The following is a 24,882-nucleotide window of genomic DNA, read 5'->3' as shown; positions in this document are numbered from 1 at the left end:
CCAGCGTCAGCAGATCTCGCTGTCTTACCTTGAGCAGCTTTTTGGAAAACTGCGTCGCCACGAACTGGTGGAATCCACCCGTGGCCCCGGAGGCGGCTACACGCTGGCCCGCAAGGCGGGTGAGATCACGGTGGCTGACATCATTGTTTCGGTGGACGAACCTATCGATGCCACGCAGTGCGGTGGCAAGGAAAACTGTCTGGGCGAAGCGGGCCGCTGCATGACACATGAACTGTGGGCGTCTCTGAACCAGCGCATGGTCGAGTTTCTGGATTCCGTCACGCTGCAAAAGCTGGTGGACGAGCAGCTTGCCAAGGGCGTGCGGATCGAGAACAAGCCGTCGGTTCGTCGTGCAATTTCCACCGCGCCGGTGGTCAAGCCGATCCGCGTCAATGCACCCAATTCGGTGTTCGCGCTCGGAAACGCTTTCGCCAAGTCGTGAACCCTTGGGCCCCGGGTGGGTCCTTGGGTCGGCTTTGCCCTGACCGTCTCAAACGTTTTCGTTCTTATTGTTTTCTGCCAGCCAGACGCACCCTTTGAGCCAGCCATGGACATGACACCTCATTTCCCGATTTACCTCGACTACGGAGCCACGACCCCGGTGGATCCGCGCGTTGTGGATGCCATGATCCCTTGGCTGCGCGAGCACTTTGGCAACCCCGCATCCCGCAGCCATGCGTGGGGCTGGGAAGCCGAAGAGGCGGTCGAAAAGGCCCGTGTCCAGGTGGCCGACCTCATTGGCGCCGACCCTCGCGAAATCGTGTGGACCAGCGGCGCCACCGAGTCCATCAACCTTGCCTTGAAGGGCGCAGCCCACTTCTACAAGGGCAAGGGCAAGCACCTGATCACGCTCAAAACCGAGCACAAGGCGGTGCTGGACACCATGCGCGAGCTTGAGCGCCAGGGTTTTGAAGCCACCTACCTGGATGTGCAGGAGGACGGCCTGGTGGACATGGGAAAGCTGAAAGCTGCCATTCGTCCCGACACGGTGCTGATCAGCATCCTGTTTGTGAACAACGAAATCGGCGTGATCCAGGATATTCCCGCCATCGGCGCGCTGTGCCGCGAAAAGGGCATTCTGCTGCACGTGGATGCGGCCCAGGCCACGGGCCGGGTCGAAATCGACATGAATGTGTTGCCCATCGACCTGATGAGCATGACCGCACACAAGACCTATGGCCCCAAGGGCGTTGGGGCACTGTATGTGCGCCGCAAGCCGCGCGTGCGCCTGGAAGCGCAGATGCACGGCGGTGGTCATGAGCGGGGCATGCGTTCGGGCACACTGCCCACGCACCAGATCGTTGGCATGGGTGAGGCCTTTCGCATTGCCAAAGAAGAAATGGCCAGCAGCAACGCCAAGGCCCGGGCGTTGCAGCAGCGCTTGCTCAACGGTCTCAAGGACATCGAGCAGGTGTTCATCAATGGCAGCCTGGAGCACCGCGTTCCGCAAAATCTGAACATGAGTTTCAACTTCGTGGAAGGCGAATCGCTCATCATGGGCATCAAGGGGCTTGCGGTCTCGTCGGGATCAGCCTGCACCTCCGCCAGCCTGGAGCCCAGCTATGTGCTGCGCGCCCTGGGCCGCAGCGATGAGCTCGCGCACAGCAGCCTGCGCATGACCATTGGCCGGTTCACCACCGAGGAAGAGATCGACTACGCAATCTCCACGATCCGCGAGAACGTCGCGCGGCTGCGCGAGTTGAGCCCGCTGTGGGAGATGTACAAGGATGGCATCGACATGAGCACCATTCAGTGGGCCGCGCACTGAGCATCCGAATGAATCTGAAGCACTGAAGAGGTAACACCATGGCTTACTCTGACAAAGTGGTTGACCACTACGAAAACCCCCGCAACGTTGGCTCTTTCGATAAGGGTGATGACTCGGTGGGCACCGGTATGGTCGGTGCGCCCGCCTGTGGCGACGTGATGAAGCTGCAGATCAAGGTGAACCCGCAGACGGGTGTGATCGAAGACGCGCGTTTCAAGACCTATGGTTGCGGCTCTGCGATTGCCTCATCGTCGCTGGTGACCGAGTGGGTCAAGGGCAAGACGCTGGATGAAGCGGCTGCCCTCAAGAACAGCGACATTGCGCAGGAACTGGCACTGCCGCCCGTGAAGATCCACTGCTCGATCCTGGCTGAGGACGCCATCAAAGCGGCTGTGCTCGACTACAAAACCAAGCACGCTGCGGCGGCCTGAGGACATGGCCATCACGTTGACAGAAGCGGCAGCCCGGCACGTGAGCCGGTACCTGTCGCGCCGCGGCAAGGGCGTGGGTGTGCGCCTGGGGGTCAAGACCACCGGGTGCTCGGGCTTGGCCTACAAACTGGAGTACGTGGACGAAACCGAACCGGAAGACATCGTGTTTGAAAACCACGGCGTCAAGGTGCTGATCGACCCCAAGAGCCTGGCCTACATTGATGGCACCGAGCTTGACTTTGTGCGCGAAGGGTTGAACGAAGGCTTCAAGTTCAACAACCCCAATGAGCGTGACCGCTGCGGTTGTGGCGAGAGTTTCCGCGTCTGACGCCAGCACATACGGGCGACCTCACTCGACCGCCAACGCCTTGCGCGCTGGCGGTTTTTTCTTGATTGATCCGGCCCGCGCATAGCCTGTTCCATGAATCTGCAATCCGACGACTTTGAGCTTTTTGGCTTGCCGAGACAGTTCGCGCAGGAGCGCAGCGCCGTGGATGCGCGCTGGAAGTACTTGCAGCGCGAGGCACACCCCGACAGGTTTGCAGCCCAGGGCGTAGCCGCGCAGCGCGTGGCGATGCAATGGTCGGTGCGGATCAACGAGGCCTATCAACGGCTCAAGGACCCGATGCGCCGCGCGGCTTACCTGTGCGAACTGCACGGCGCGCCCATCCGAGCGGAGGACAACACCGCAATGCCCGCGCAGTTCCTCATGCAGCAGATGGAGTGGCGTGAGGCGCTGGAAGAAGCGTCTTCCCCCGCCGCGCTGGACGCCCTGGACGAAGAGGTTACCCGTGCGCGCAGCGCCGCGCTGGGGCGGTGCCAGCAACTCATTGACGAGCGCCAGGACTACGCGGGTGCCGCCCTGCAGGTCAGAGCCCTCATGTTCATTGAGCGATTTGCCGATGACATCGAGCGCTACCGGGAGCAGCAGGGACAATAGCGGCTTTTGCCCCGGAGTTTCGCGCTTGCATTGCGCGCGCTCCTTCATGTCGAGACCCAAGATTCCATGGCGTTACTGCAGATTTCCGAGCCCGGCCAGTCCCCCGATCCGCATCAGCGGCGCATTGCCGTTGGCATCGACCTCGGGACCACGCATTCGTTGGTCGCTGCCGTGCGCAATGGTGTCGCCGAGTGCCTGCCTGATGACCAGGGTCGCGTCCTATTGCCGTCGGTGGTGCGCTACCTGGATAACGGCGGACGGCAGATCGGCTACGACGCCATTGCGGCCCAGTCGCAGGATGCGCCAAACACGATTGCATCGTTCAAGCGCTTCATGGGTCGTGGGCTTGGCGACATTGCCGATACCGGAAAGCTGCCCTATGACTTTGTGACTCCTGACGGTGGGTCTTCCGACGGCGGCATGGTGCGCATTGCCACCGTGGGCGGCGAGAAATCCCCAGTGGAGCTCAGCGCTGAAATTCTGGCTGCGTTGCGCTTCAGGGCCGAGGACACTTTCAACGACGACTTGTATGGCGCGGTGATCACGGTGCCAGCCTATTTTGATGATGCACAGCGTCAGGCCACCAAGGACGCTGCCCGGCTTGCGGGCATCAACCTCCTGCGTCTGATCAACGAGCCCACAGCGGCTGCCATCGCCTACGGCCTTGATAACGCCAGCGAGGGCGTTTATGCGGTGTACGACCTGGGCGGCGGTACGTTCGATGTTTCCATCCTGCGCCTGACGCTGGGCGTGTTCGAGGTGATTGCGACGGGGGGCGACTCTGCACTGGGCGGCGATGATTACGACGCCGCGCTGGCCGACTGGGTGGTGCAACAGTGCCATCTGAACCTGGTCACGGCTTCGGACAAGTCGGCCATTCGGATGGCTGCACGCGCGTGCAAGGAGGCGTTAACCGCTACGGATTCGATAGCGTTCGAGGCAGTCCTGTCGGGCGCAACAGTTGATTTTCTTGTCACAAAAGATGATTTCGAGGCTGTGACAGCCAGTCTGACGGCACGGTCTATCGCGGCAGTACGACGCGCCGTGCGCGATGCGAAGCTGGCGCGTGAAGATATCCGTGGTGTGGTGATGGTCGGTGGCTCGACCCGGATGCCGCAAATCCAGCGAGCAGTGGCCGAGTTTTTTGGAACCGAGCCCTTGAACAACCTCAACCCGGATGAGGTGGTAGCCCTGGGTGCTGCCATCCAGGCCAACCAGCTGGCTGGCAACAGCACTGCCGGCGACATGTTGCTGCTGGACGTGATTCCCCTGTCGCTGGGCATTGAAACCATGGGTGGGCTGGTGGAGCGGATCGTGTCCCGTAATGAGACCATTCCCATCGCCAAGGCCCAGGACTTCACCACTTACAAGGACGGCCAGACCGCGCTTGCCATCCATGTGGTGCAGGGCGAGCGCGACCTGGTGGCTGACTGCCGCAGTTTGGCCCGCTTCGAGTTGCGCGGGATTCCGCCCATGGCGGCGGGTGCAGCGCGCATCCGCGTGACCTTCACGGTGGATGCCGACGGCTTGCTGAGCGTGGATGCCCGAGAGCAGGGCAGTGGGGTGGAAGCCCGCATCGATGTGAAGCCGTCTTACGGGCTGTCGGATGCCCAGATTGCCCGCATGTTGCAAGACGGATTTGCCACGGCAGCGCAGGACATGCGCACGCGCGCCGTGGTGCAAGCGCGGGTGGATGCAGACCGCATGCTCATTGCCACGCAAAGTGCGCTCGAAGCCGACGGCGATTTGCTCACGGACTCCCAGCGGCGAGACATTGATGCCTTGGTGGACGCATTGCGATCATTGATCGAGGCGGGTGCCGCACCCGATGCGCCAGATGCGCCGGACGCTGCAACCATCGAAGCGGCGACGCAGGCGCTGGCCCGGGGTACCGAGGCGTTTGCAGCCCAGCGCATGAACCGTGGCATCCAGCAGGCCCTGGCCGGTAAGAGCGTGCAGTCGCTTTGATGCTGCCTTTCGCCGCAGCGCCGCGCCCCCGAATATCTACACTTGGCAGACATCAGACCAACACCATGCCCGTCATCAAGATCCTTCCCCATCCTGAGTACTGCCCTGGTGGCACCGAAATCACGGCCCCGGCGGGCACGTCCATTTGCGAAGCCTTGCTCGATAACCATATCAACATCGAGCACGCATGTGACATGAGCTGTGCCTGCACTACCTGCCATGTGATCGTGCGCGAGGGGCTCGCCTCGCTCAATGCAGCCGAGGAAGAAGAGGAAGACCTGCTCGACCGTGCCTGGGGGCTGGAGCCGCAGTCGCGCCTGTCCTGCCAGGCCATCCTGGCGCAACAGGATCTGGTGGTGGAAATTCCCCGTTACACCATCAACCACGCCAAGGAAAACCACTGATGTCGCGGCAGATTGTTCTGGACACGGAAACCACCGGCCTGTCGGCTGACAGTGGCGATCGGATCATTGAGCTGGGTTGTGTCGAACTGCTCAACCGCAAGCTCACCGGCAACAACCTGCACATGTACTTCAACCCGGGGCGCGACAGCCATGAGGATGCGCTCAAGATTCACGGCATTGGTAACGAGTTTTTGAAAGACAAGCCGCGTTTTGCGGAGATGGTCGATGAAATCCTTGCGTATCTGCAGGGCGCCGAAATCATCATCCACAACGCGGCGTTTGACGTGGGCTTTTTGAACAAAGAGCTCGAGTTGACGGCGCGGCCCCCTTTAAGCCACCACGTGGCTGGCGTCACGGACACGCTGGCCATGGCCAAGGAGATGTACCCGGGCAAGCGCAATTCGCTGGACGCGCTGTGCGACCGTCTGGGGGTCGACAACTCCAGCCGCACCCTGCACGGCGCGCTGCTGGATGCTGAACTGCTGGCCGATGTCTATATCAACCTCACGCGCGGGCAGGATGCGCTGCTGATCGCCGATGATTTGCCACAGGGTGCCGGGGGGGCGCTTGTGGCGTCGCTGGACCTGCGCCTTCTGAGCCTGCCCGTGCTGCGCGCAAGCGAAAGCGAAGTTGCAGCGCATGCCGACGTGCTGGCGCAGATCGACAAGGCCAGCGCAGGCAAGACCATTTGGCGGTCTTACGAGGCAGCGTAAAAAGCTGTGCGATAATCGAGAGCTTGTTTAGCGGCACGGGTGATTAGCTCAGCGGTAGAGCACTGCCTTCACACGGCAGGGGTCACATGTTCGATCCATGTATCACCCACCAATTCAAACCCCTGCAGATGTTGGTCTGCAGGGGTTTTTTGTTGGTGCGCCGCGCGCTTGCGTGGATTGCAGCGCGCTACTGCGGGGCGTCAAGCAACGCTGACCGTAGCTGCGCGGCGACAGTGTCGAGCGTGTAGCAAATCCGGACGCGATGGAACGAGAGTGGGGCAATGATGGATAAGGTCGAGTGCGTGGTGATCGGCGCTGGCGTGGTGGGGTTGGCGGTAGCGCGTGCGCTGGCACTGGGCGGCCGCGAGGTCATGGTGTTGGAAGCGTCGGGTGCGATTGGTACTGGCACCAGTTCTCGCAGCAGCGAGGTCATCCACGCCGGTCTGTACTATCCGGAGGGTTCCCTCAAGGCCAGGCTGTGCGTGCAGGGCCGGCAGCTGCTGTATGCCTACTGCGCAGAACGTGGTGTGCCTCATCGCCGCTGCGGCAAGCTGCTGGTGGCGACCTCATCGGAGCAACTGCCTGCGCTGCAAGCCATCCATACCAGGGCAGCCGTCAATGGGGTTCACGATCTTGTCTGGCTTACCGCCGAACAAGCCCGGGCGATGGAACCCGAACTGCGCTGCGTGGCCGCGTTGCTCTCGCCCAGCACAGGCATCGTCGACAGCCATGGGCTGATGCTGGCCCTGCAGGGCGACCTGGAAAACGCGGGGGGTCTGGTGGCTCTGAACTCGCCTGTGATCTCGGCGGATTGCGCGGCATCGGACGGTATTGTTCTGGACGCAGCCGGGACTCCTTTGCTGGCTGATGTGGTGGTCAATGCTGCAGGGCTGCACGCGGCCGCGCTGGCCGGCCGGTTCGCAGGTTTCTCGGCAATACATGTTCCTCGAGCTTACTTCGCCAAGGGCAACTATTTCACTCTGGCGGGCCGGGCGCCGTTTGGCCGGCTCATCTACCCAGCGCCCGAGGCCGCCGGCCTGGGTGTGCACTTGACGCTGGATCTTGGTGGGCAGGCGCGGTTTGGTCCAGATGTCGAGTGGGTGCAAACGCCTGACGACCTCATGGTGAACCCTGCGCGCGGCGATGCGTTCTACGCTGAGGTGCGCAAATACTGGCCAGGATTGCCCGATGGCGCTCTGATGCCTGGCTATGCAGGCATCCGGCCCAAGATCCACGGGCCAGGCGCACCGCAGACTGACTTCGTGATCCAGGGGCCCGCCGATCACGGCATGCGCGGTCTCGTGAATCTCTTCGGGATCGAGTCGCCCGGGCTGACGAGCTGCCTGGCCATCGCATCGCATGTGGCCGGTCTCGTCTGATTGGTTTTTCGACGAGTGATGTTGCGCTAGATTAAGCTGCAGGCAATTGACAGGCGGTCGAGTCACCGTTTGACTGAAAGGATATCGGGGGTCCCGGTAAGATGCTCCGAAGCCCATTCCCTGGCAATTCGACGCGATCGCTGCCTTGGGCTTGTTGGTCGCATTACGGCCGTTTTTTTAACGCACTGAAAGGTTTGTATGAATGGCTCCGACACCTCCACCACTTCGCAAGGCGAACTCGAAAAGCTGGTGACCGATCTCAAAGCGCTACTTGCCAACAAAAATCTGGATGCCGTGCCCGACATCAGGGTTCTGCGGCAGCGTCTGGACGACGGCATGCAGACCGCCCGCGACGCTGCTGTGCGAGCCGCACAGGACGCAGCACGCCAGGCCAAGGATGCCGCATTGGCTGCCGACCGCTATGCCCATGATGAACCTTGGCGGGTTGCCGGTGCGGCACTGGCCGTTGGCGCGCTGGTGGGGTTTCTTCTGGCGCGCCGCTGAGCCGCGTCGGAGTCGGGGCGCACAGCGGGAGACGGCGAATGAACTGGCTTTCGATACTGGGGCTTGAAGCGTTTGTCGCACGCTGGCGCGCCAATCTCATGGAGGCAGCGATCGCTGCGCAAGACCGCCTTGATCTGGCGAGCCTGGAGTGGGCCGAGCAGAAAAAACTGCTGCAGCAGATGCTGCTCCTGTCGGTGGCACTGGTGGCGCTGACGGTGGTGGCATTGATCATGCTGTCGCTGGCCCTGCTGGTGCATTTCTGGGACTCTCCCCAACGTACACTCGTTGCCTGGCTCATCGCAGCGGGGTGGGTGGTGGGCTGGGGCGGCGCTCTGATATCGCTTTTGTCGGTAGCACGTCAGGCAGGTTCCGGCTTTGCCATGACCCGGCGAGAATTGGCGCGTGACTGGCGTGACATCAAGGATCAGTTGTGACGACACGAAGCGAACGAGTTTCTGATTCGACGCAATTGGGTGACGCCCCAGCGGCTAACCGCGCGCGCATGCGCGACAAGCAGCAGATCTTGGACCACATCGCCTCGCAAAGGGATCGTTTGAAGGCACGGCGCGCCGCGCGTGTCCTGGCGGCTTCCATGGCACAGGCAGCAGGTGGGGCCACCGGGAACGATTCGTTTGCCTCGCGCGCGGCGGTGTTTGCGCGCGAGCATCCGCTGGCAGTGGCGGCCGCAGCAGGCGTCCTTGTGATAGCGGGGCCCGGTCGGCTCATCAAATGGGCCACGGTCCTGCTGCCCATCGTGCTGCGATTCACGGCCAGATAGCTGGGTGATCTTCAAAGCGGTGGCGCATGACCCGCACGGGTTCAAACTGGACGGCAGGATGCCAAAAGCCAAGTTCCAAAGCCTCTTTGGCGGCTTGAGGGATCCCTCTTGTCTCCATCGAGGGTGATTAAGCAAGCCCCTTGATCGCACGCGCTGCCCGCACCACCAGGGCTGGGCCTTCATAGATGAGCCCGGTGTAGATTTGCACGACATCGGCCCCTGCGCGTATCTTGTTCACAGCATCTTCGGCGCTCATAACTCCGCCGACGCCGACGATGGGGTAGCGGCTGCCCAATGTGGCGCGAAGCTGCCGTATCACCTGGTTGCTTGCCTCCCGCACGGGAGCACCGCTGAGCCCGCCGGTCTCTTGCGCATGCGCCATGCCTTGCACGGCCGCCCGGCTCAGGGTGGTGTTGGTCGCGATCACGCCGTCCATGCCATGGCGCGTCAATGTTGCGGCAATCACCCCGACCTGGGTCTCGTCCAGATCGGGCGCGATTTTCACGAACAAGGGTACGCGCCGCCCGTGGCTGGCCGACAGTGTTTCGCGGCGCTCTGCAACCGCTTCCAGCAGGGTATCCAGGGCGGCATCACTTTGCAGCGCGCGCAGATTTTTGGTATTGGGCGAGCTGATGTTCACGGCCACGTAGTCCGCATGCGTGTACACGCCGTCCAGGCAGGTGAGGTAGTCGCTGGTTGCGTTCTCGATCGGCGTGGAGGCGTTCTTGCCGATGTTCAAACCCAGCAGCATGCGGGAGCGGTGCCCCTCTTTGCGGCATTGTGCCTGCTGCACATTGTGCAGAAACGCATCGAGCCCGTCGTTGTTGAACCCCAGGCGGTTGATCAGCGCACCTGCCTGGGGCAGGCGAAACATTCTGGGTTTGGCGTTGCCCGGCTGAGGCTTCGGGGTGACGGTGCCCACCTCGACAAAGCCAAACCCCATCGCCTCCAGTGCATCGATGCAGCGCGCATTTTTGTCCAGCCCCGCGGCCAAGCCCACTCGATTGGGAAAGGTCAGGCCCGCCAGTTCGATGGGGTCATCTACGGTTTCATTGCGCCAGGCCCATTGCAGCGGTGTGCGCTGGCCGCGCGCCAGCATGTCCATCGTGAGGTCGTGGGCCGTTTCGGCATCCATGCGAAAAAGAAACGGGCGGGTAAGGGCATAAGGGATGAGGGACATGGAGGGATAATTCAAAGATTACCCCGATTTTCTCCCATGACAGCACCAACTCCTCTCACGCAAGATCAACTCAAGACCCTGGTGGGGCAAGCCGCCCTCCAGTACGTGGTGCCCGGCGAAATCGTAGGCGTTGGTACAGGCTCCACGGTGAACAAGTTCATCGATGCCCTGGCCAGCATGAAACACGAGATCAAGGGCGCAGTTTCGAGCTCGGTGGCCAGCACCGAGCGCCTGAAGGCACTGGGTATTACCGTGTTTGACGCCAATGAGGTGGACTCCCTGGCGGTGTACATCGATGGTGCAGACGAGATTGACGGCAATGGATACATGGTCAAGGGCGGCGGGGCAGCCCTGACGCGTGAAAAGATCGTGGCCGCGCTTGCCAAGCGTTTCATCTGTATTGCCGACGAGTCCAAGCTGGTGTCCTCTCTGGGAGCTTTTCCGCTGCCGGTCGAGGTGATCCCCATGGCGGCCCGCCACATTGCGCGCCGTTTCCAGGCTCGCGGCGCTGAAGCGACATTGCGACTCCAGGATGGCGTGCCGCTGGTCACTGACAATGGTCAGCACATCCTGGATGTGCGAGGGCTGACCATCACCGACCCGCTGGCTTTCGAAGCCGAGATCAATCAGTGGCCGGGCGTGGTCACGGTGGGAGTATTCGCCCACCAGAAGGCGTCGGTCTGCCTGTTGGGCACGGCCGCAGGCGTGAAAACACTGGTGTACTGAGGTGCTCTACACCGCGTGGGGTTGACCCACGCCCTGAACAGACGTCCCGCGCTTTGGTGTACGCGCACAGCGCAGGATTGAAAGCGCTCAGGCTGCTTTTGCTTTTTGTTCAGTCCCCACTGCAAACAAGGCGACAACGCCCGGCGCAGCACGGACCGATCAGAACCGGATACCGGCTGGGTTGCTCGGCGTGGGGCCGCTGTTTACCGGAGCGGCGGGTCGCTCGCGACGCGTAGAGCCGCTGGCCTGGGCGGGTGCAGGTGCAGAAGGGGCCGAGGCGGCTGGAACCACCGGTGCCACTGCCACCAGGGGCGTGGGCGCAGGCGCCTTGTAGTTTGGAGGCAATTGGGATTGCCGCGGATAACCTGCCGCGTTCAGGTACTGCGTCCACTCGGATTCAGAGAATCCCACCATTTGCTGGTTGCCAATCGTGCCAAAGGGCACATTGCTGGAGCCGCTGAGCCGCTGCAGCGCCGCGATGTCCTCGTTGGTGGAGACCGTACGCTCTGAAAATGGCACGCCGCGGCTGGTCAGCAGGTTGCGGGCGCTGGCGCAGGGCGCGCAATCGGCTGCGGTGTACAGCGTGACTGGATAGCGGGTAGCCACCTGGCGCAATTCAAATGGAAGGGCAGCCTGGCCGCTCGCAGCGGGTGCGGCGGCGTCACCCGTGCGGGCCGGTTGGGCCGTGGCGTTTGCCTCTGCCGGCGGGCGATCCGAGAAGGTGACCTTGCCGTCGGGTCCGACGATCCGGTACACGTTTTGTGCCAGGGCACTGGCAGAGGCTGCCGTTATCAGCAGTCCCGTTAACAGCGTCTGGGATGAGAGCTTGGTGATCATGTTGTCTCCTCGCTGGGTGGGTTGCGTAGGGATATGCGCAGGGCAGGTGCCGCTGGTTCAGGTGGCAGTCATTTTGTCGGCCATACCCTGGTGGCGCAACAGGGCGTCCAGGCTGGGCGCTCGCCCACGGAACGCCTTGAACGATTCCATGGCTGGTCGGCTTCCGCCCGCTTCCAGGATGGCATTGCGGTAGCGGCGGCCCGTTTCGATGCTGGGCTGGCCGTCGGAACCCACCGTTTCTTCAAACGCGGCATACGCGTCCGCGCTCAGTACTTCGGCCCATTTGTAGCTGTAGTAACCGGCAGCGTAGCCACCGGCAAAGATATGGCTGAAAGTATGGGCCGTGCGGCTGAAGGAGGGGGGCTGGAGCACCGACACTTCGCTGCGAACCTCGTTGAGCAGGGGCATGAATTCGTCTGCCGGATCGTGCTCGGTGTGCAGCAACATGTCAAACAGTGCGAACTCGATTTGCCGCAGTGTCTGCATCCCGCTTTGAAAATTCTTGGCGGCAGTCATTTTGTCGAACAGCTCGCGCGGCAGCGGCGCACCCGTGTCGACATGGGCCGTCATGTGCCTGAGCACGTCCCACTCCCAGCAAAAGTTTTCCATGAACTGGCTGGGCAGTTCCACCGCGTCCCACTCGACACCGCCAATGCCGGACACATCGCGTTCGTTCACCTGCGTGAGCATGTGATGCAGGCCGTGCCCAAACTCGTGGAAGAGGGTGATGACGTCGTCGTGCGTGAGCAGCGGCGGCTTGCCATCCACGCCGCTGGCAAAGTTGCACACAAGGTGGGCGACGGGCGTCTGTAACTCGCCCGTGTCGGGGCGCAGCCAGCGCGTGCGAACATCGTCCATCCAGGCGCCGCCGCGCTTGCCGGTGCGTGCCGGCTGGTCCAGATAGAACTGGCCAATCAATTGGCCCGCACGCTCGATGCGATAGAACTCCACGGCAGGATGCCACACGGGCGCCTCGTCGCGGTGGATCGACACCTCGAACAGCGTTTCGATGATCTTGAACAGGCCACCCAGAACCTTGGGGGCCGTGAAATACGCCTTGACCTCCTGCTCGCTGAAGGCGTAGCGGGCTTCCTTGAGCTTCTCGGAGACATAGGGCCAGTCCCAGGCTTGCGGGTTGGTCAGGGCCAGATGCCCTGCCGCAAATTCGCGCAGGTCGGCGACGTCTTTTTCGGCATAGGGGCGGGCGCGCTGGGCCAGATCCCGAAGGAAGCGGACCACTTGCGCTGGCGACTGGGCCATCTTGGGCACCACCGACACTTCGCCGAAGTTGGCGTAGCCCAGCAGTTGCGCTTCTTCCTTGCGCAGTGCAAGGATTTCGCAAATGAGGGCGGAGTTGTCAAACTTGCGTGCATCGGGCTCTGCCTGGTCAGAGGCGCGGGTAACGTAGGCCCGGTACAACTTTTCACGCAAGTCAGCGCGCTGGGCAAACTGCATGACAGGCAGATAGCAAGGCATCTTCAGGGTGAGCTTGTAGCCTTGTTTGCCTTCCGCCTGCGCGGCCTCCAGGGCTGCCTGCTGCACGTCCGACGGGACGCCAGCCAGCTCTTCCTGGGTGGCGTAGTAGGCAAACGCGTCGGTAGCGTCCAGAGCGTTCTCGCTGAATTTCTGGCTCAACTCGGCCTGGCGTTCCTGGATTTCGGCAAAGCGCTCCTTGGCCGCGCCAGTGAGTTCTGCGCCGCTGAGAACAAAGTTGCGAACAGCGTTGAGGTGCGCCTGACGCTGTTCGGGCGTGAGCGTTGCGGGATCGATGGCCTTGTACTTGGCGTACAGGCGTTCGTCGGCTCCGAGGCGGGTCCAGAACTCGGTGACCTTGGGCAGCGCCGCGTTGTATGCGGCGCGAAGCTCAGGCGTGTCGACCACGCTGTTGAGGTGGCTGATGGCGCCCCACGCCATGCCCAGCTTCTCGGTGGCCACATCCAGCACTTTGGCAATCGCGTCCCAGCGGGCCGGGAAGTCGGCTGCCGTCACGGTTTCAAGCGCTGCGCTGGCGCGCTCGAGCAGCGCATCGACAGCAGGCGCGACATCCTGCGGCGTGATGCGGTCAAACGGGGGGAGTCCGGAGTAGTCGAGGAGGGGGTTGCTCATGCGGTTCAGATGGCGCCGACGGGCCCAGGTTCAAGTTGCAATGCGGCTGGCAGATTTGGAAGACCGGAGCCCGGTCAGGCCTTGGCGGCACGCTCGGCTGCTTCGATGGTGTTGACCAGCAGCATGGTAATGGTCATGGGGCCCACCCCACCAGGCACTGGGGTGATCCAGCCCGCGACATTCTTGACGCCATCGAAATCAACATCGCCACACAGCTTGCCATCGGCGGTTCGGTTGATACCCACGTCAATGACGATGGCTCCGGGCTTGACCATATCGGCCGTGAGCGTGTTGGCCCGTCCTACGGCCGCCACCACGATGTCTGCTTGGCGGGTGTGGTGGCCGAGGTCGGGCGTTGCGCTGTGGGTGACGGTGACGGTGGCGTTGGCCTGCAGCAGCAGCAAGGCCATGGGCTTGCCGACGGTGTTGCTGCGGCCAATGACCACCGCATGCTTGCCCTTGATCGGCTGGCCGGTCGATTCGATCAGCTTCATGCTGCCATACGGCGTGCAGGGGCGAAAGCCGTCCAGGCCCGTCATCAGCTCCCCGGCCGACAGTGCGGAGTAGCCGTCTACATCTTTGGATGTGGAGATGGCCTCAATCACTTTGTGGGGGTCGATGTGTTTGGGCAGCGGCATCTGCACCAGGATGCCGTGCACTGACGCATCGGCGTTGAGGGCAGCGATGCGCTCGAGCAGCGCGGGTTCGCCGAGGGACGCGTCGTATTTTTCAAAGATGGAGCGCACGCCACTGTCTTCGCAGGCCTTGATCTTGTTGCGTACGTAAACCGCCGACGCCGGGTCTTCGCCCACCAGGATCACTGCCAGACCTGGCTGGTGGCCGCGGGCAGTGAGGGCTGCCGCGCGCTGCGCCACTTCAGCGCGGAGTTGTCGGGAGAGTGCGTTGCCGTCGATGATCTTTGCTGCCATGTCCAGAATCGATTCAAAATAGCCAGTTGCGCTTGTTGGATATAGTGATATTGCTATCAAATAAATAGTAAATCGCTTCAGCCTTTGGGAGCGTTTTGGCCCAGCGCAATCTTGAGCAAGTCGGCCACCGTGTTGGCGTTGAGCTTTTCCATGATGTTGGCGCGGTGCGCCTCCACCGTCTTGATGCTGATGCCCAGGTCGTCGGCGATCTGCTTGTTCAGGCGGCCCGCCACGATGCGCTCGAGCACCTGCGCTTCGCGGGTGGTCAGCTTGGACAGCAGGGCGTCGCGGCTGGCGGCCTGCTGAAATTCGTCGAAGGCATCACGGGCGTGCCCCAGCATGCGTTCTACCAGGCCCACCAGCTCTTCTTCGTTGAAAGGCTTCTGGATGAAGTCCAGCGCGCCCTTTTTCATGGTGTTGACGGCCATGGGCACGTCGCCATGACCCGTGATGAACACAATGGGCAGCGGGGACTTGCGTTCGATCAGGCGATCCTGCAACTCCAGCCCCGTCATGCCGCCCATGCGGATGTCCACAATCAGGCACGCCACCTCGCGCGGGTCGTAGCGCGACAGGAAGGTCTCGGCCGAATCAAAGCACCGCACCCGGTAGTCTTTGCCTTCCAGCAACCACTGCAGGGAGTCGCGAACTGCTTCGTCGTCGTCTACGACGTACACAGTGCCTTTTTTCGGAATCAAGCTCATGCAATTGTCCTTGGAATTCTCTCGTTTGCTACAGTATTTGTAGTGTCAACGGTAGGTTTGGCGAGCGGCAGCCAGAAAAAGAACCGGCATCCCGACACCTCCGGGCCATTGTAGATGTTCTCTGCCTGCATCCTTCCCTGGTGCGACTCCACGATGCTGCGGCACAGATTCAGGCCCATGCCCATGCCTTCCTGCTTGGTCGAAAAGAACGCTTCGAACAACCGCTGCAGCACCTCGGGGGCCAGTCCCTTGCCCGTGTCCTGCACTGAAAATTCCACCACCTGCCGGTCTTCGATGACCTTCGGCACCACGCGCAGCTCCACGCTGCGACGGGACGGGGGCCGCCCCGCGTGCTCAATGGCCTCGGCGCCATTTTTCATGAGGTTCACCAGCACCTGCTCGATCAGGATGGTGTCGGCCATCACGGGGGGCAGGCGCGCCGCTACATAGTGCGTCAGGCGCACGTTGTGGCGTCGCAGCTCAATGTCGGCCAGCTCAACAGCTTCGTTCACCATCGAGTGCACATCGGCCAGCGTGCGGTTGGGTTCGCTCTTTTTCACGAACGCGCGGATGCGCTGGATGATCTGCCCCGCCCGCTGCGCCTGGTGTTGCGTTTTTTGCAGCGCCGCGAGCAAGGCATCTTCTTTGAGCTGGCCGCTGTGGATGCGCGAGACCATGCCGCTACAGTAGTTGCTGATGGCGGTGAGGGGCTGGTTGAGCTCGTGGGCGACGCTGGAGGCCATCTCGCCCATGGTGATGAGCCGGCTCACGGACTGGGCACGTTCCGCGTGGCGGGCTGCCTGCTCTTCGGCATGGCGTCGCGGCGTGATGTCGGTGGCGATCACCATTTGCGCAAGCCGCCCATCGACCCAATTGAGATAGCGCGAGCGAACCTCCAGCCACTTGCCCAGGTCAGGCAGGAAGATTTCGGCGTTTTCTGCGCGTGCGCTCGTCAACTGGTCTGTCGGCAGGCCCATGAGACCATCCTCATCGTCCACCCCGGTGGGGTTGCTGCCTGCGACCGGCACGACCCCCGCCTGCGCCACCAGCTGCAGGTGCCCGGCAGTCTGGGACCCGAACCACTGGCGGTACAGCTTGTTGGCAAACAGCAGCTCCTCGCTGCCCAGCGGCGCGACCGACACGGAGGCATCCAGCGATTCAAGCACGATGGTGAAGCGCTCGTACGATGCCGAAAGCTGCTCGCGGATTCGGTTGGGCTCAGTGATGTCGGTCATCGACGTCATCCAGCCGGTCTGCTGGCCGTGGGCGTCGATCAGTGGCGATACATACAGGCGTGCATCGAAAATCGAGCCGCTCTTGCGCCGCACCCGCACGTGAAAGCCCCCCACGGTCGACTTGCCGCTGAGCTCTTCCTGTAGCTTGGCGTGCAGCGCTTCATGGTCGGCCTCCGGCCAGTAGGGAAAGGGGGGGCGCAGGCCCACCAGCTCGGCTTCGCTCCAGCCGGTCATCTGGCAAAAGGCAGCATTCACATAGGTAATGCGGCCTTCCATGTCGAGCGCGCGCATGCCCGTGAGGATGGAGTTTTCCATCGCGCGCCGAAAATTGGTCTCGGCGACCAATGCCTGCTGCGCCTGCATGCGGCGTCGGGTATGCCCCCAGGTGGCGATCAGCATCCAGGCTGTCATCGCGCTCAAGGTGCCGACCAGCCAGAACAAGCCGCTGCCGACGACGCCAAGGGATGTGCGGTAGGCCTGACCCTTGAGCACAAGCCCGTTGCCCACGGGCGACACCGGCACCGCATATTCATTCGCCTGCCTGGTCCACGGCAGTATTTGCGTGGTGGCGTCACGCGGCGCCAGGGGCGTGCCGGCCAACACCTGATTCTCGCCGTCGATCAGGGTGACCGCATAACGCGCCAGCACCTCGGTGGGGGTACCGTAGCGCAGCAGGCTGTCGATGGAGTATTCGGCCAGCACCACTCCGCCAAACTTGCCCTGGATGTTAAGCGGCACCTGTAGCTGCAGCAGTGGCGCCGTATCGCCCGATGTGCCAGCGGGCTGGGCGTACACCGGCTGCTGCAAATCGCGGGCCAGTTCATAGGTATCTGCCGTGTCGCCGGGTTTGAGCACCTCGCCCGCAATGCGCAGTTCGCTGCTGGCCAGGGTGGGTGCTGCATGGCTCGCGCGGATGCGGCTGCGCTCGTCAATCCACGTGATCGCCTGCAGCTCTGGGTACTGACTGATGAGCGCCTCAGCCCGGTTGGTGAAACCCGCACGCTCGAGATCTTGGTTGGACAAGTCCCGCGCGATGCGCATCAGCTGCTCCTGGCGTTCCAGCAGCCGCAGCCGGATGCGTTGCTGGGCATATTCCACATCGCGCCGCAGGGCTTCGTGCTCGCGCTCGGCCTCTTCGGCACGCAGGTACCAAAAAGCGGCCAGGATGGCTGCGAGAAACATGAGCACAGCGGCCAACGGGGCGAGGGCTGCAAATCGATCCTGCCGGTTGGGCGATAGGCCTCGCCACCATGTGCGCCACCAACCCAGCGGTGCCGCGACAGCCAGCGAGTCAGCAGTCGTGTTGCGCGAGTCGGAGTCCATGCACCTAGTGTAGAGGAGTGCGAGCCAAACCTTGGCGCGGGGTCTTGTGCAAGCGCAACAAATTATTGCAATATGAAATGTAGAAGCATCATTTGAAAAAACGAAAAGTTATGAGACACTCGCTGCACTTTTCTAACTTGCTGCCACACCCATAGGAGACGAAGCATGTCAGCTCAGCCCGACCCACAGGCCGGCCTCGGTATCGGTACCGACGCAGATCAACAGGAAACCCGCGAATGGATGGATGCCCTGTCCGCCGTGATCGAAAAGGAGGGGCCTGAGCGCGCCCATTCCCTGCTGGAGCAACTGCTGGAGCATGCGCGGCAAAGCAGCATTGACATGCCGTTTTCGGCCAACACCGGCTATGTGAACACGATCGAGCCTGAACAAGAAGCCCACTGCCCGGGCAACATCCAGATTGAAAAGCGCCTGCGCGCCTACATGCGCTGGAACGCCATGGCCATGGTGGTGCGCGCCAACCGCCTGAACCCCGCAGACGGCGGCGACCTGGGCGGGCATATCGGCTCGTTTGCGTCGGTGGCCAGCATGTTCGGTGCTGGTTTCAACCACTTTTGGCACGCTGCAAGCGAAAACCATGGCGGCGATCTGCTGTACATCCAGGGTCATAGCTCGCCTGGCATTTACGCGCGTGCTTACCTGGAAGGCCGGCTGACCGAAGAGCAGCTCGATAGCTTCCGCCAGGAAGTAGATGGCAAGGGCCTGTCCAGCTACCCGCACCCCAAGCTGATGCCCGAGTTCTGGCAGTTCCCCACGGTCTCGATGGGTCTGGGCCCGCTGATGGCAATCTACCAGGCGCGTTTCCTCAAGTACCTGCACGCCCGGGGCATTGCCAACACCGAAAACCGCAAGGTCTGGGTGTTCTGCGGCGACGGCGAGATGGATGAACCCGAATCGCTGGGTGCCATTGGTCTGGCTGCCCGCGAGAACCTCGACAACCTGGTGTTCGTGATCAACTGCAACCTGCAGCGCCTGGACGGCCCGGTGCGCGGCAACGGCAAAATCGTGCAAGAGCTGGAAAGCGAGTTCCGCGGTAGCGGCTGGAACGTGATCAAGCTGCTGTGGGGCAATGGCTGGGACACTCTGCTAGCCCGCGACAAGAGCGGCAAGCTCAAGCAGCTGATGATGGAAACGCTGGACGGCGACTACCAGGCCATGAAGGCCAACGACGGCGCCTTCGTCCGCAAGAACTTCTTTGGCAAATACCCCGAGACCCTCAAGCTCGTCGAGCACATGACCGACGAAGAGGTGTTCGAGCTGCGCCGCGGCGGCCATGAGCCAGCCAAGGTGTACGCCGCCTTCCACGCCGCCAATTCGCACAAAGACCAGCCCACCGTGCTGCTGGTCAAGACCGTCAAGGGCTACGGCATGGGCAAGGCCGGTGAGGGCAAGAACACCGTGCACCAGACCAAGAAGCTCACGGACGAGGACATCAAGTACATCCGCGACCGCTTCAACATCCCGATCCCGGACAGCCAGCTCGCCAGCATCCCGTACTACAAGCCGGCAGAAGACACGCCCGAGATGCGCTACCTGCACGAGCGCCGCAAGTCACTGGGCGGCTATCTGCCCGCCCGTCGCCCCAAGGCCGAAGAGCAGTTCACCGTGCCTTCTCTGGACACCTTCAAGGCGGTGCTGGAGCCGACTGCCGAAGGCCGCGAAATCTCGACGACCCAGGCCTACGTGCGTTTCCTCACCCAACTGCTGCGCGACCAGGCCCTGGGCCCCCGCGTGGTGCCCATCCTGGTGGATGAGGCCCGCACCTTCGGCATGGAAGGTCTGTTCCGCCAGATCGGTATCTACAACCCCAAGGGTCAGATGTACACCCCGGTCGATCGTGATCAGGTGATGTACTACAAGGAAGACAAGGCCGGCCAGATCCTGCAGGAAGGCATCAACGAAGCGGGCGGCATGGCCAGCTGGATTGCGGCTGCCACCAGCTACAGCACGAACAACCGGATCATGATCCCGTTTTACGTGTATTACTCGATGTTCGGCTTTCAGCGCATTGGCGACCTGGCCTGGGCGGCAGGCGACATGCAGGCCCGCGGCTTCCTGCTGGGCGGCACATCGGGCCGCACCACGCTCAATGGCGAAGGCCTGCAGCATGAAGATGGCCACAGCCACATCCTGGCCGGCACCATCCCGAACTGCGTAAGCTACGACCCCACCTTTGCGCACGAAGTGGCCGTGGTGATGCACCACGGTTTAAAGCGCATGGTTGAGAAGCAGGAAAACGTTTTCTACTACATCACGCTGCTTAACGAAAACTACGCCATGCCCGGCCTGATTGCCGGCACGGAAGAGCAAATCATCAAGGGCATGTACCTGTGCAAGCCCGGCGCGGACGGCAAACAGCGCGTGCAATTGCTGGGCTCGGGCACCATCCTGCGCGAGTCGCTGGAAGCCCAGACCCTGCTGGCGGCCGACTGGGGCGTGCAGGCCGACGTGTGGAGCTGCCCAAGCTTCAACGAGCTGACCCGCGAAGGCCAGGACGCCGACCGCTGGAACCTGCTGCACCCGCTGGAAACGCCACGCGTGCCCTTCGTCACGCAGCAGCTGTCAAGCCGCAGCGGCCCCGTCATCGCATCCACCGACTACATGAAGGCCTACGCAGAGCAGATCCGCCCCTTCATCCCCAAGGGCCGCACCTACCGCGTGTTGGGAACCGACGGCTTTGGCCGCAGCGACTTCCGCAGCAAACTGCGCGAGCACTTTGAGGTCAACCGCCACTACATCGTGGTTGCAGCCCTCAAGTCGCTGGCCGACGACGGCGTGCTGCCCGTGGCCAAGGTGGCCGAGGCGATCGCCAAATACGGCATCAATGCCGACAAGATCAACCCGCTGTACGCCTAAGCGCAAACGGAGATACATCTTGAACCCCCACGCTCATATTCAATCGCTGCCCCCCAAGGGGGCGCATGCCGCCTTTGAGGCGGCTCGGCAGGAGGCATAACATGGCATTGGTAGAAATTCAGGTCCCGGACATTGGTGATTTCGACGAAGTTGGCGTCATCGAGCTGCTCGTCAAGGTGGGCGACACCGTCAAGGCCGAGCAATCGCTCATCACGGTCGAATCCGACAAGGCATCGATGGAGATTCCCTCCAGCCACGCAGGCGTGGTCAAGGAAATCAAGGTCGCGCTGGGCGACAAGGTCAAGCAAGGCTCAGTGATTGCGGTGGTTGAATCGGCTGGCGCGGCACCCGTCGCCGCACCTGCCGCGGCTCCAGCACCTGCGGCCGTGGCGGCACCCGTTCCGGCGGCAGCCGCCCCCGCCGCTGCCCCGGCACCCGCCGCAGCCGCAGGCCCGGTGGAAGTGCGCGTGCCCGACATTGGCGACTTCAAGGACGTGGCCGTGATCGAGCTGCTGGTCAAGCCCGGTGACACGATCAAGCTGGAGCAATCGCTCTTTACGGTCGAATCCGACAAGGCGTCCATGGAGATCCCTTCGCCCGCCGCAGGCGTGCTCAAGGAGCTCAAGGTCAAGATTGGCGACACCGTCAACATTGGCGACCTGGTGGCCGTGCTTGAAGGCACCGCCACGGCGGCCTCTGCTGCTCCTGCAGCGGCGGCACCGGCTGCCGCACCGGCTGTCTCATCGGCCACAGCGGCTCCCACGGTGGCTGTTGCCCCGGCAGCGACACCGGCTGCGGTTGTGCCTGCAGCACCCGCGCACCAGCCCGGCGCGCCCACGGTCGGCCTGCCACACGCCAGCCCCTCCGTGCGCAAGTTCGCCCGCGAACTCGGTGTGCCGCTGGACGAGGTCAAGGGCTCCGGCCCCAAGGGCCGCATCACGCAGGACGACATCCAGGCCTTCACCAAACAGGTGATGAGCGGTGCCGCCCAAACCCGCGCCATCGCCGCCAAGGCTCCCGCTGCGACCGCCGCGGGCGGCTCTGGCATCGGCCTGGACCTGCTGCCCTGGCCCAAGGTGGACTTTGCCAAGTTTGGCCCGGTGGAGCGCAAGGACCTCGGCCGCATCAAGAAGATCAGCGGCGCCAACCTGCACCGCAACTGGGTTGTCATCCCGCACGTCACCAACCACGACGACGCGGATATCACCGACCTGGAAGCCTTCCGCGTGCAGTTCAACAAAGAGAACGAAAAGAGTGGCGTCAAGGTCACCATGCTCGCTTTCATGATCAAGGCCGCCGTGGCTGCGCTAAAGAAGTTCCCCGAGTTCAACAGCTCGCTTGACGGCGACCAGCTGGTGATGAAGAACTACTTCCACATCGGTTTTGCGGCCGACACGCCCAACGGCCTGGTCGTGCCCGTCATCCGTGATGCGGACAAGAAGGGTATCGTGCAGATCAGCCAAGAGATGGGCGAGCTGGCCAAGAAGGCGCGCGACGGCAAGCTGGGCCCGGCCGACATGACCGGCGGCTGCTTCTCTATCAGCTCGCTGGGCGGCATTGGTGGGCGTTACTTCGCGCCCATCATCAACGCGCCTGAGGTTGCCATCATGGGCGTGTGCAAGAGCAGCATCGAACCCAAGTGGGACGGCAAGCAGTTTGCGCCCCGTCTGATGCTGCCCCTGAGCCTGAGCTGGGACCACCGCGTGATCGACGGTGCTGCTGCCGCACGTTTCAACGTGTACTTTGCCTCGCTGCTGGCGGACTTCCGCCGCATCGTGATGTAACGAAAGGGCATTGCACATGGCAATCATCGACATCAAGGTGCCCGACATTGGCGACTTCGCCGAAGTGGCCATCATCGAAGTGCTGGTCAAACCCGGCGATACCATCAAGGCTGAGCAAAGCCTCATCACTGTGGAGTCCGACAAGGCATCCATGGAGATCCCGTCCAGCCATGCTGGCGTGGTCAAGGAGCTCAAAGTCAAGCTGGGCGACAAAGTCGCCGAAGGCTCGGTAGTGCTGACGCTGGAAGTGCAGGGCGCGGGCGCAGCCACTCCAGCGCCCGCTGCGGCTCCAGCGCCTGCAGTTTCAGAAGAAAAAAAGGCTCCCGCGCCTGCCCCGCAAGCCCAAACAGCTATTAATTTGGTAGCGTCCAGCTACGCAGGGTCTGCTGATCTGGATTGCGACGTGCTCGTGCTCGGCGGCGGCCCCGGTGGCTACAGCGCCGCATTCCGCGCAGCCGACCTGGGCCTGAAAGTCGTCATGGTTGAGCGCTACGCCACCCTGGGCGGCGTGTGCCTGAACGTGGGCTGCATCCCGTCCAAGGCGCTGCTGCACGTGGCTGCCGTCATGGACGAAGTCAGCCACATGGCTGATTTGGGCGTGGACTTTGGCGCACCGGCGGTCAACATCGACAAGCTGCGCGGCCACAAAGAAAAAGTCATCGGCAAACTGACCGGCGGCCTGGCGGCCATGGCCAAAATGCGCAAGGTCACAACCGTGCGCGGCTACGGTGCGTTCGTCGGCGCCAACCACCTGGAGGTGGAAGAAACCACCGGCACCGGCCAGGCCAAGACGGGCAGCAAAAAGGTCATCGCCTTCAAGCGCGCCATCATCGCCGCCGGAAGCCAGGCCGTGCGCCTGCCCTTCATGCCCGACGACCCGCGCGTGGTCGATTCCACCGGCGCCCTGGCCCTGAAAGAAGTGCCCAAGCGCATGCTCATTCTGGGTGGCGGCATCATCGGCCTGGAAATGGGCACCGTCTACAGCACCCTGGGCGCGCGCCTGGACGTGGTCGAGATGATGGACGGCCTGATGCAGGGCGCCGACCGCGACCTGGTCAAGATCTGGCAAAAGATGAATGCCAAGCGCTTTGACAACATCATGCTCAAGACCAAGACGGTCGGGGCCAAGGCCACGCCGGAAGGCATCGAGGTCACGTTTGCACCGGCAGAAGAGGGCGGCACCGCCCCCGCACCGCAGGTGTACGACCTGGTATTGCAAGCCGTAGGCCGCACGCCCAACGGCAAGAAGATTGCCGCAGAAAAGGCGGGAGTGGCCGTCACCGACCGTGGCTTCATCAACGTCGATATTCAAATGCGCACCAACGTGCCGCACATCTTTGCCATCGGCGACATCGTGGGCCAGCCCATGCTGGCGCACAAGGCAGTGCATGAAGCGCACGTGGCCGCAGAAGTGATTGCCGGTGAACTGCAAGGCAACAAGGAATTGGCTGCTGCCGCGTTCAACGCCCGCGTCATCCCCAGCGTGGCCTACACCGACCCCGAAGTGGCCTGGGTAGGCCTGACCGAAGACCAGGCCAAGGCCCAAGGCATCAAGGTCAAGAAAGGCCTGTTCCCCTGGACGGCCTCCGGCCGCGCCATCGCCAACGGCCGCGACGAAGGCGTCACCAAACTGCTGTTCGACGATTCACCCGAGGCCCATGGCCACGGAAAGATCCTGGGCGGCGGCATGGTCGGCACCCACGCGGGCGACATGATTGGTGAGATTGCCCTGGCGATTGAGATGGGCGCAGACGCGGTGGACATCGGCAAGACCATTCACCCGCACCCCACGCTGGGCGAGAGCATCGGCATGGCGGCGGAGATTGCGCATGGCAGCTGTACGGATGTGCCGCCGGCCAAAAGGTAAGCCAAGCGGGTTCTGCAAAGCAAGAAGCCCGAACCGACAACGGTTCGGGCTTCTTGCTTTGCAGACTCAATCCATCGCATCAGAAAACTTCGAGATATCGCTGGATCTCGCCAGCGCGGGGTAGTTCGATGGTCAGGGAGACCATCGCGCCCCACAAGGCCTATGTGGGCTAGGCGTTTGTCACGTACCAAGAAGTGCGGCCTCTTTGCCTAGAGCGTTGCGGTGCGCGCTGCGAGGATTGCGGGCACGACCAACCAAGCTGACAGGCGGGGCAACCAGGCCGGCGTCTCATACCTGAATCCGTGACCCCAATCCCCCGGGTTCCGTAATCGCACAGAAACCGGGCAGAGAAACCCCGATATTCACCCCCAGTCCGGCCATTTCAACGCAACAAACCCGACCGGCACCCCAGATATACGCTCATCATGCCCT

The 24,882-nt window shown here is 62.6% G+C and carries 21 protein-coding genes and 1 tRNA gene; 16 read left to right on the top strand and 6 right to left on the bottom strand.

The window, feature by feature from the left end; translation table 11 throughout:
* From ACK543_RS13070 to ACK543_RS13015, 12 genes are all read left to right on the top strand, one after another.
* Positions 1-442: Rrf2 family transcriptional regulator (locus ACK543_RS13070; RefSeq protein WP_409943278.1), on the top strand; the 442-nt coding region annotated here is incomplete at its 5' end.
* A 105-nt stretch (positions 443-547) separates the two neighbouring features.
* Positions 548-1,768, top strand: a complete 1,221-nt coding sequence (locus ACK543_RS13065) for an IscS subfamily cysteine desulfurase (protein ID WP_409943277.1) — start codon at positions 548-550, stop codon at positions 1,766-1,768.
* Positions 1,769-1,806: 38 nt separating this feature from the next.
* Positions 1,807-2,199, top strand: a complete 393-nt coding sequence (gene iscU, locus ACK543_RS13060) for a Fe-S cluster assembly scaffold IscU (RefSeq protein ID WP_409943276.1) — start codon at positions 1,807-1,809, stop codon at positions 2,197-2,199.
* A 4-nt stretch (positions 2,200-2,203) separates the two neighbouring features.
* On the top strand, positions 2,204-2,527 hold the full coding sequence (iscA, locus tag ACK543_RS13055) for an iron-sulfur cluster assembly protein IscA (RefSeq protein ID WP_409943275.1): 324 nt from the start codon (positions 2,204-2,206) through the stop codon (positions 2,525-2,527).
* Between the two features lie 93 nt (positions 2,528-2,620).
* Positions 2,621-3,139 (top strand): Fe-S protein assembly co-chaperone HscB, encoded by a 519-nt coding sequence (hscB, locus tag ACK543_RS13050; protein WP_409943274.1) that lies wholly within the window; start codon positions 2,621-2,623, stop codon positions 3,137-3,139.
* Positions 3,140-3,205: 66 nt separating this feature from the next.
* Positions 3,206-5,107, top strand: a complete 1,902-nt coding sequence (gene hscA / locus ACK543_RS13045; RefSeq protein WP_409943273.1) for a Fe-S protein assembly chaperone HscA — start codon at positions 3,206-3,208, stop codon at positions 5,105-5,107.
* Positions 5,108-5,172: 65 nt separating this feature from the next.
* On the top strand, positions 5,173-5,511 hold the full coding sequence (gene fdx / locus ACK543_RS13040; RefSeq protein ID WP_409943272.1) for an ISC system 2Fe-2S type ferredoxin: 339 nt from the start codon (positions 5,173-5,175) through the stop codon (positions 5,509-5,511).
* On the top strand, positions 5,511-6,224 hold the full coding sequence (gene dnaQ / locus ACK543_RS13035) for a DNA polymerase III subunit epsilon (protein ID WP_409943271.1): 714 nt from the start codon (positions 5,511-5,513) through the stop codon (positions 6,222-6,224). The genes fdx and dnaQ overlap by 1 nt, the downstream gene beginning before the upstream one ends.
* Before the next feature lie 37 nt (positions 6,225-6,261).
* Positions 6,262-6,336, top strand: a tRNA-Val gene (locus ACK543_RS13030).
* Between the two features lie 169 nt (positions 6,337-6,505).
* Entirely contained in the window at positions 6,506-7,603 is a 1,098-nt protein-coding gene (locus ACK543_RS13025) for an NAD(P)/FAD-dependent oxidoreductase (RefSeq protein WP_409943270.1), read from the top strand.
* Positions 7,604-7,801: 198 nt separating this feature from the next.
* Complete coding sequence (locus tag ACK543_RS13020) at positions 7,802-8,107, top strand: DUF883 family protein (RefSeq protein WP_409943269.1); 306 nt, start codon at positions 7,802-7,804, stop codon at positions 8,105-8,107.
* 38 nt (positions 8,108-8,145) lie between these two features.
* A complete protein-coding gene (locus ACK543_RS13015) occupies positions 8,146-8,541 on the top strand; it encodes a phage holin family protein (RefSeq protein WP_409943268.1) in 396 nt (131 codons plus the stop codon).
* 471 nt (positions 8,542-9,012) lie between these two features.
* On the opposite strand, the gene ACK543_RS13010 is transcribed toward ACK543_RS13015, so the two are convergent.
* The gene (locus tag ACK543_RS13010) at positions 9,013-10,065 is read right to left on the bottom strand and encodes a quinone-dependent dihydroorotate dehydrogenase (protein ID WP_409943267.1); all 1,053 of its coding nucleotides are present in this window, start codon (positions 10,063-10,065) and stop codon (positions 9,013-9,015) included.
* Between the two features lie 36 nt (positions 10,066-10,101).
* Here ACK543_RS13010 and rpiA point away from each other — a divergent pair, with 36 nt between their 5' ends.
* Positions 10,102-10,791, top strand: coding sequence for a ribose-5-phosphate isomerase RpiA (gene rpiA / locus ACK543_RS13005; protein WP_409943266.1), 690 nt, complete (start codon positions 10,102-10,104; stop codon positions 10,789-10,791).
* Between the two features lie 159 nt (positions 10,792-10,950).
* Here the strand turns inward: rpiA and ACK543_RS13000 are convergent, their stop codons facing one another.
* The 5 genes from ACK543_RS13000 to ACK543_RS12980 all read right to left on the bottom strand — a co-directional run bounded on the left by ACK543_RS13000 (position 10,951) and on the right by ACK543_RS12980 (position 17,925).
* A complete protein-coding gene (locus ACK543_RS13000; RefSeq protein ID WP_409943265.1) occupies positions 10,951-11,628 on the bottom strand; it encodes a glutaredoxin domain-containing protein in 678 nt (225 codons plus the stop codon).
* Positions 11,629-11,685: 57 nt separating this feature from the next.
* Positions 11,686-13,734: a M3 family metallopeptidase gene (locus ACK543_RS12995; RefSeq protein ID WP_409943264.1), complete on the bottom strand. Its 2,049-nt coding sequence runs from the start codon at positions 13,732-13,734 to the stop codon at positions 11,686-11,688.
* A 74-nt stretch (positions 13,735-13,808) separates the two neighbouring features.
* Entirely contained in the window at positions 13,809-14,663 is an 855-nt protein-coding gene (folD, locus tag ACK543_RS12990; protein WP_409943263.1) for a bifunctional methylenetetrahydrofolate dehydrogenase/methenyltetrahydrofolate cyclohydrolase FolD, read from the bottom strand.
* A 77-nt stretch (positions 14,664-14,740) separates the two neighbouring features.
* Entirely contained in the window at positions 14,741-15,367 is a 627-nt protein-coding gene (locus tag ACK543_RS12985; protein ID WP_409943262.1) for a response regulator transcription factor, read from the bottom strand.
* On the bottom strand, positions 15,364-17,925 hold the full coding sequence (locus ACK543_RS12980) for a PAS domain S-box protein (protein ID WP_409943261.1): 2,562 nt from the start codon (positions 17,923-17,925) through the stop codon (positions 15,364-15,366). The genes ACK543_RS12985 and ACK543_RS12980 overlap by 4 nt, the downstream gene beginning before the upstream one ends.
* A 165-nt stretch (positions 17,926-18,090) precedes the next feature.
* Here ACK543_RS12980 and aceE point away from each other — a divergent pair, with 165 nt between their 5' ends.
* From aceE to lpdA, 3 genes are all read left to right on the top strand, one after another.
* Positions 18,091-20,799, top strand: a complete 2,709-nt coding sequence (gene aceE, locus ACK543_RS12975) for a pyruvate dehydrogenase (acetyl-transferring), homodimeric type (protein WP_409943260.1) — start codon at positions 18,091-18,093, stop codon at positions 20,797-20,799.
* 101 nt (positions 20,800-20,900) lie between these two features.
* Positions 20,901-22,583 carry a dihydrolipoyllysine-residue acetyltransferase gene (gene aceF / locus ACK543_RS12970; RefSeq protein ID WP_409943259.1) on the top strand — a complete coding sequence of 561 codons (1,683 nt, stop codon included), beginning with the start codon at positions 20,901-20,903 and terminating at the stop codon, positions 22,581-22,583.
* A 16-nt stretch (positions 22,584-22,599) separates the two neighbouring features.
* A complete protein-coding gene (lpdA, locus tag ACK543_RS12965) occupies positions 22,600-24,450 on the top strand; it encodes a dihydrolipoyl dehydrogenase (protein WP_409943258.1) in 1,851 nt (616 codons plus the stop codon).
* Positions 24,451-24,882: the final 432 nt, after the last annotated feature.

Source organism: Acidovorax sp. (assembly GCF_046341535.1).
Classification (GTDB): domain Bacteria; phylum Pseudomonadota; class Gammaproteobacteria; order Burkholderiales; family Burkholderiaceae_C; genus Acidovorax.
The sequence above is the reverse complement of the archived record's forward strand: the minus strand, read 5'-3'. Positions and strand labels throughout refer to the sequence as shown.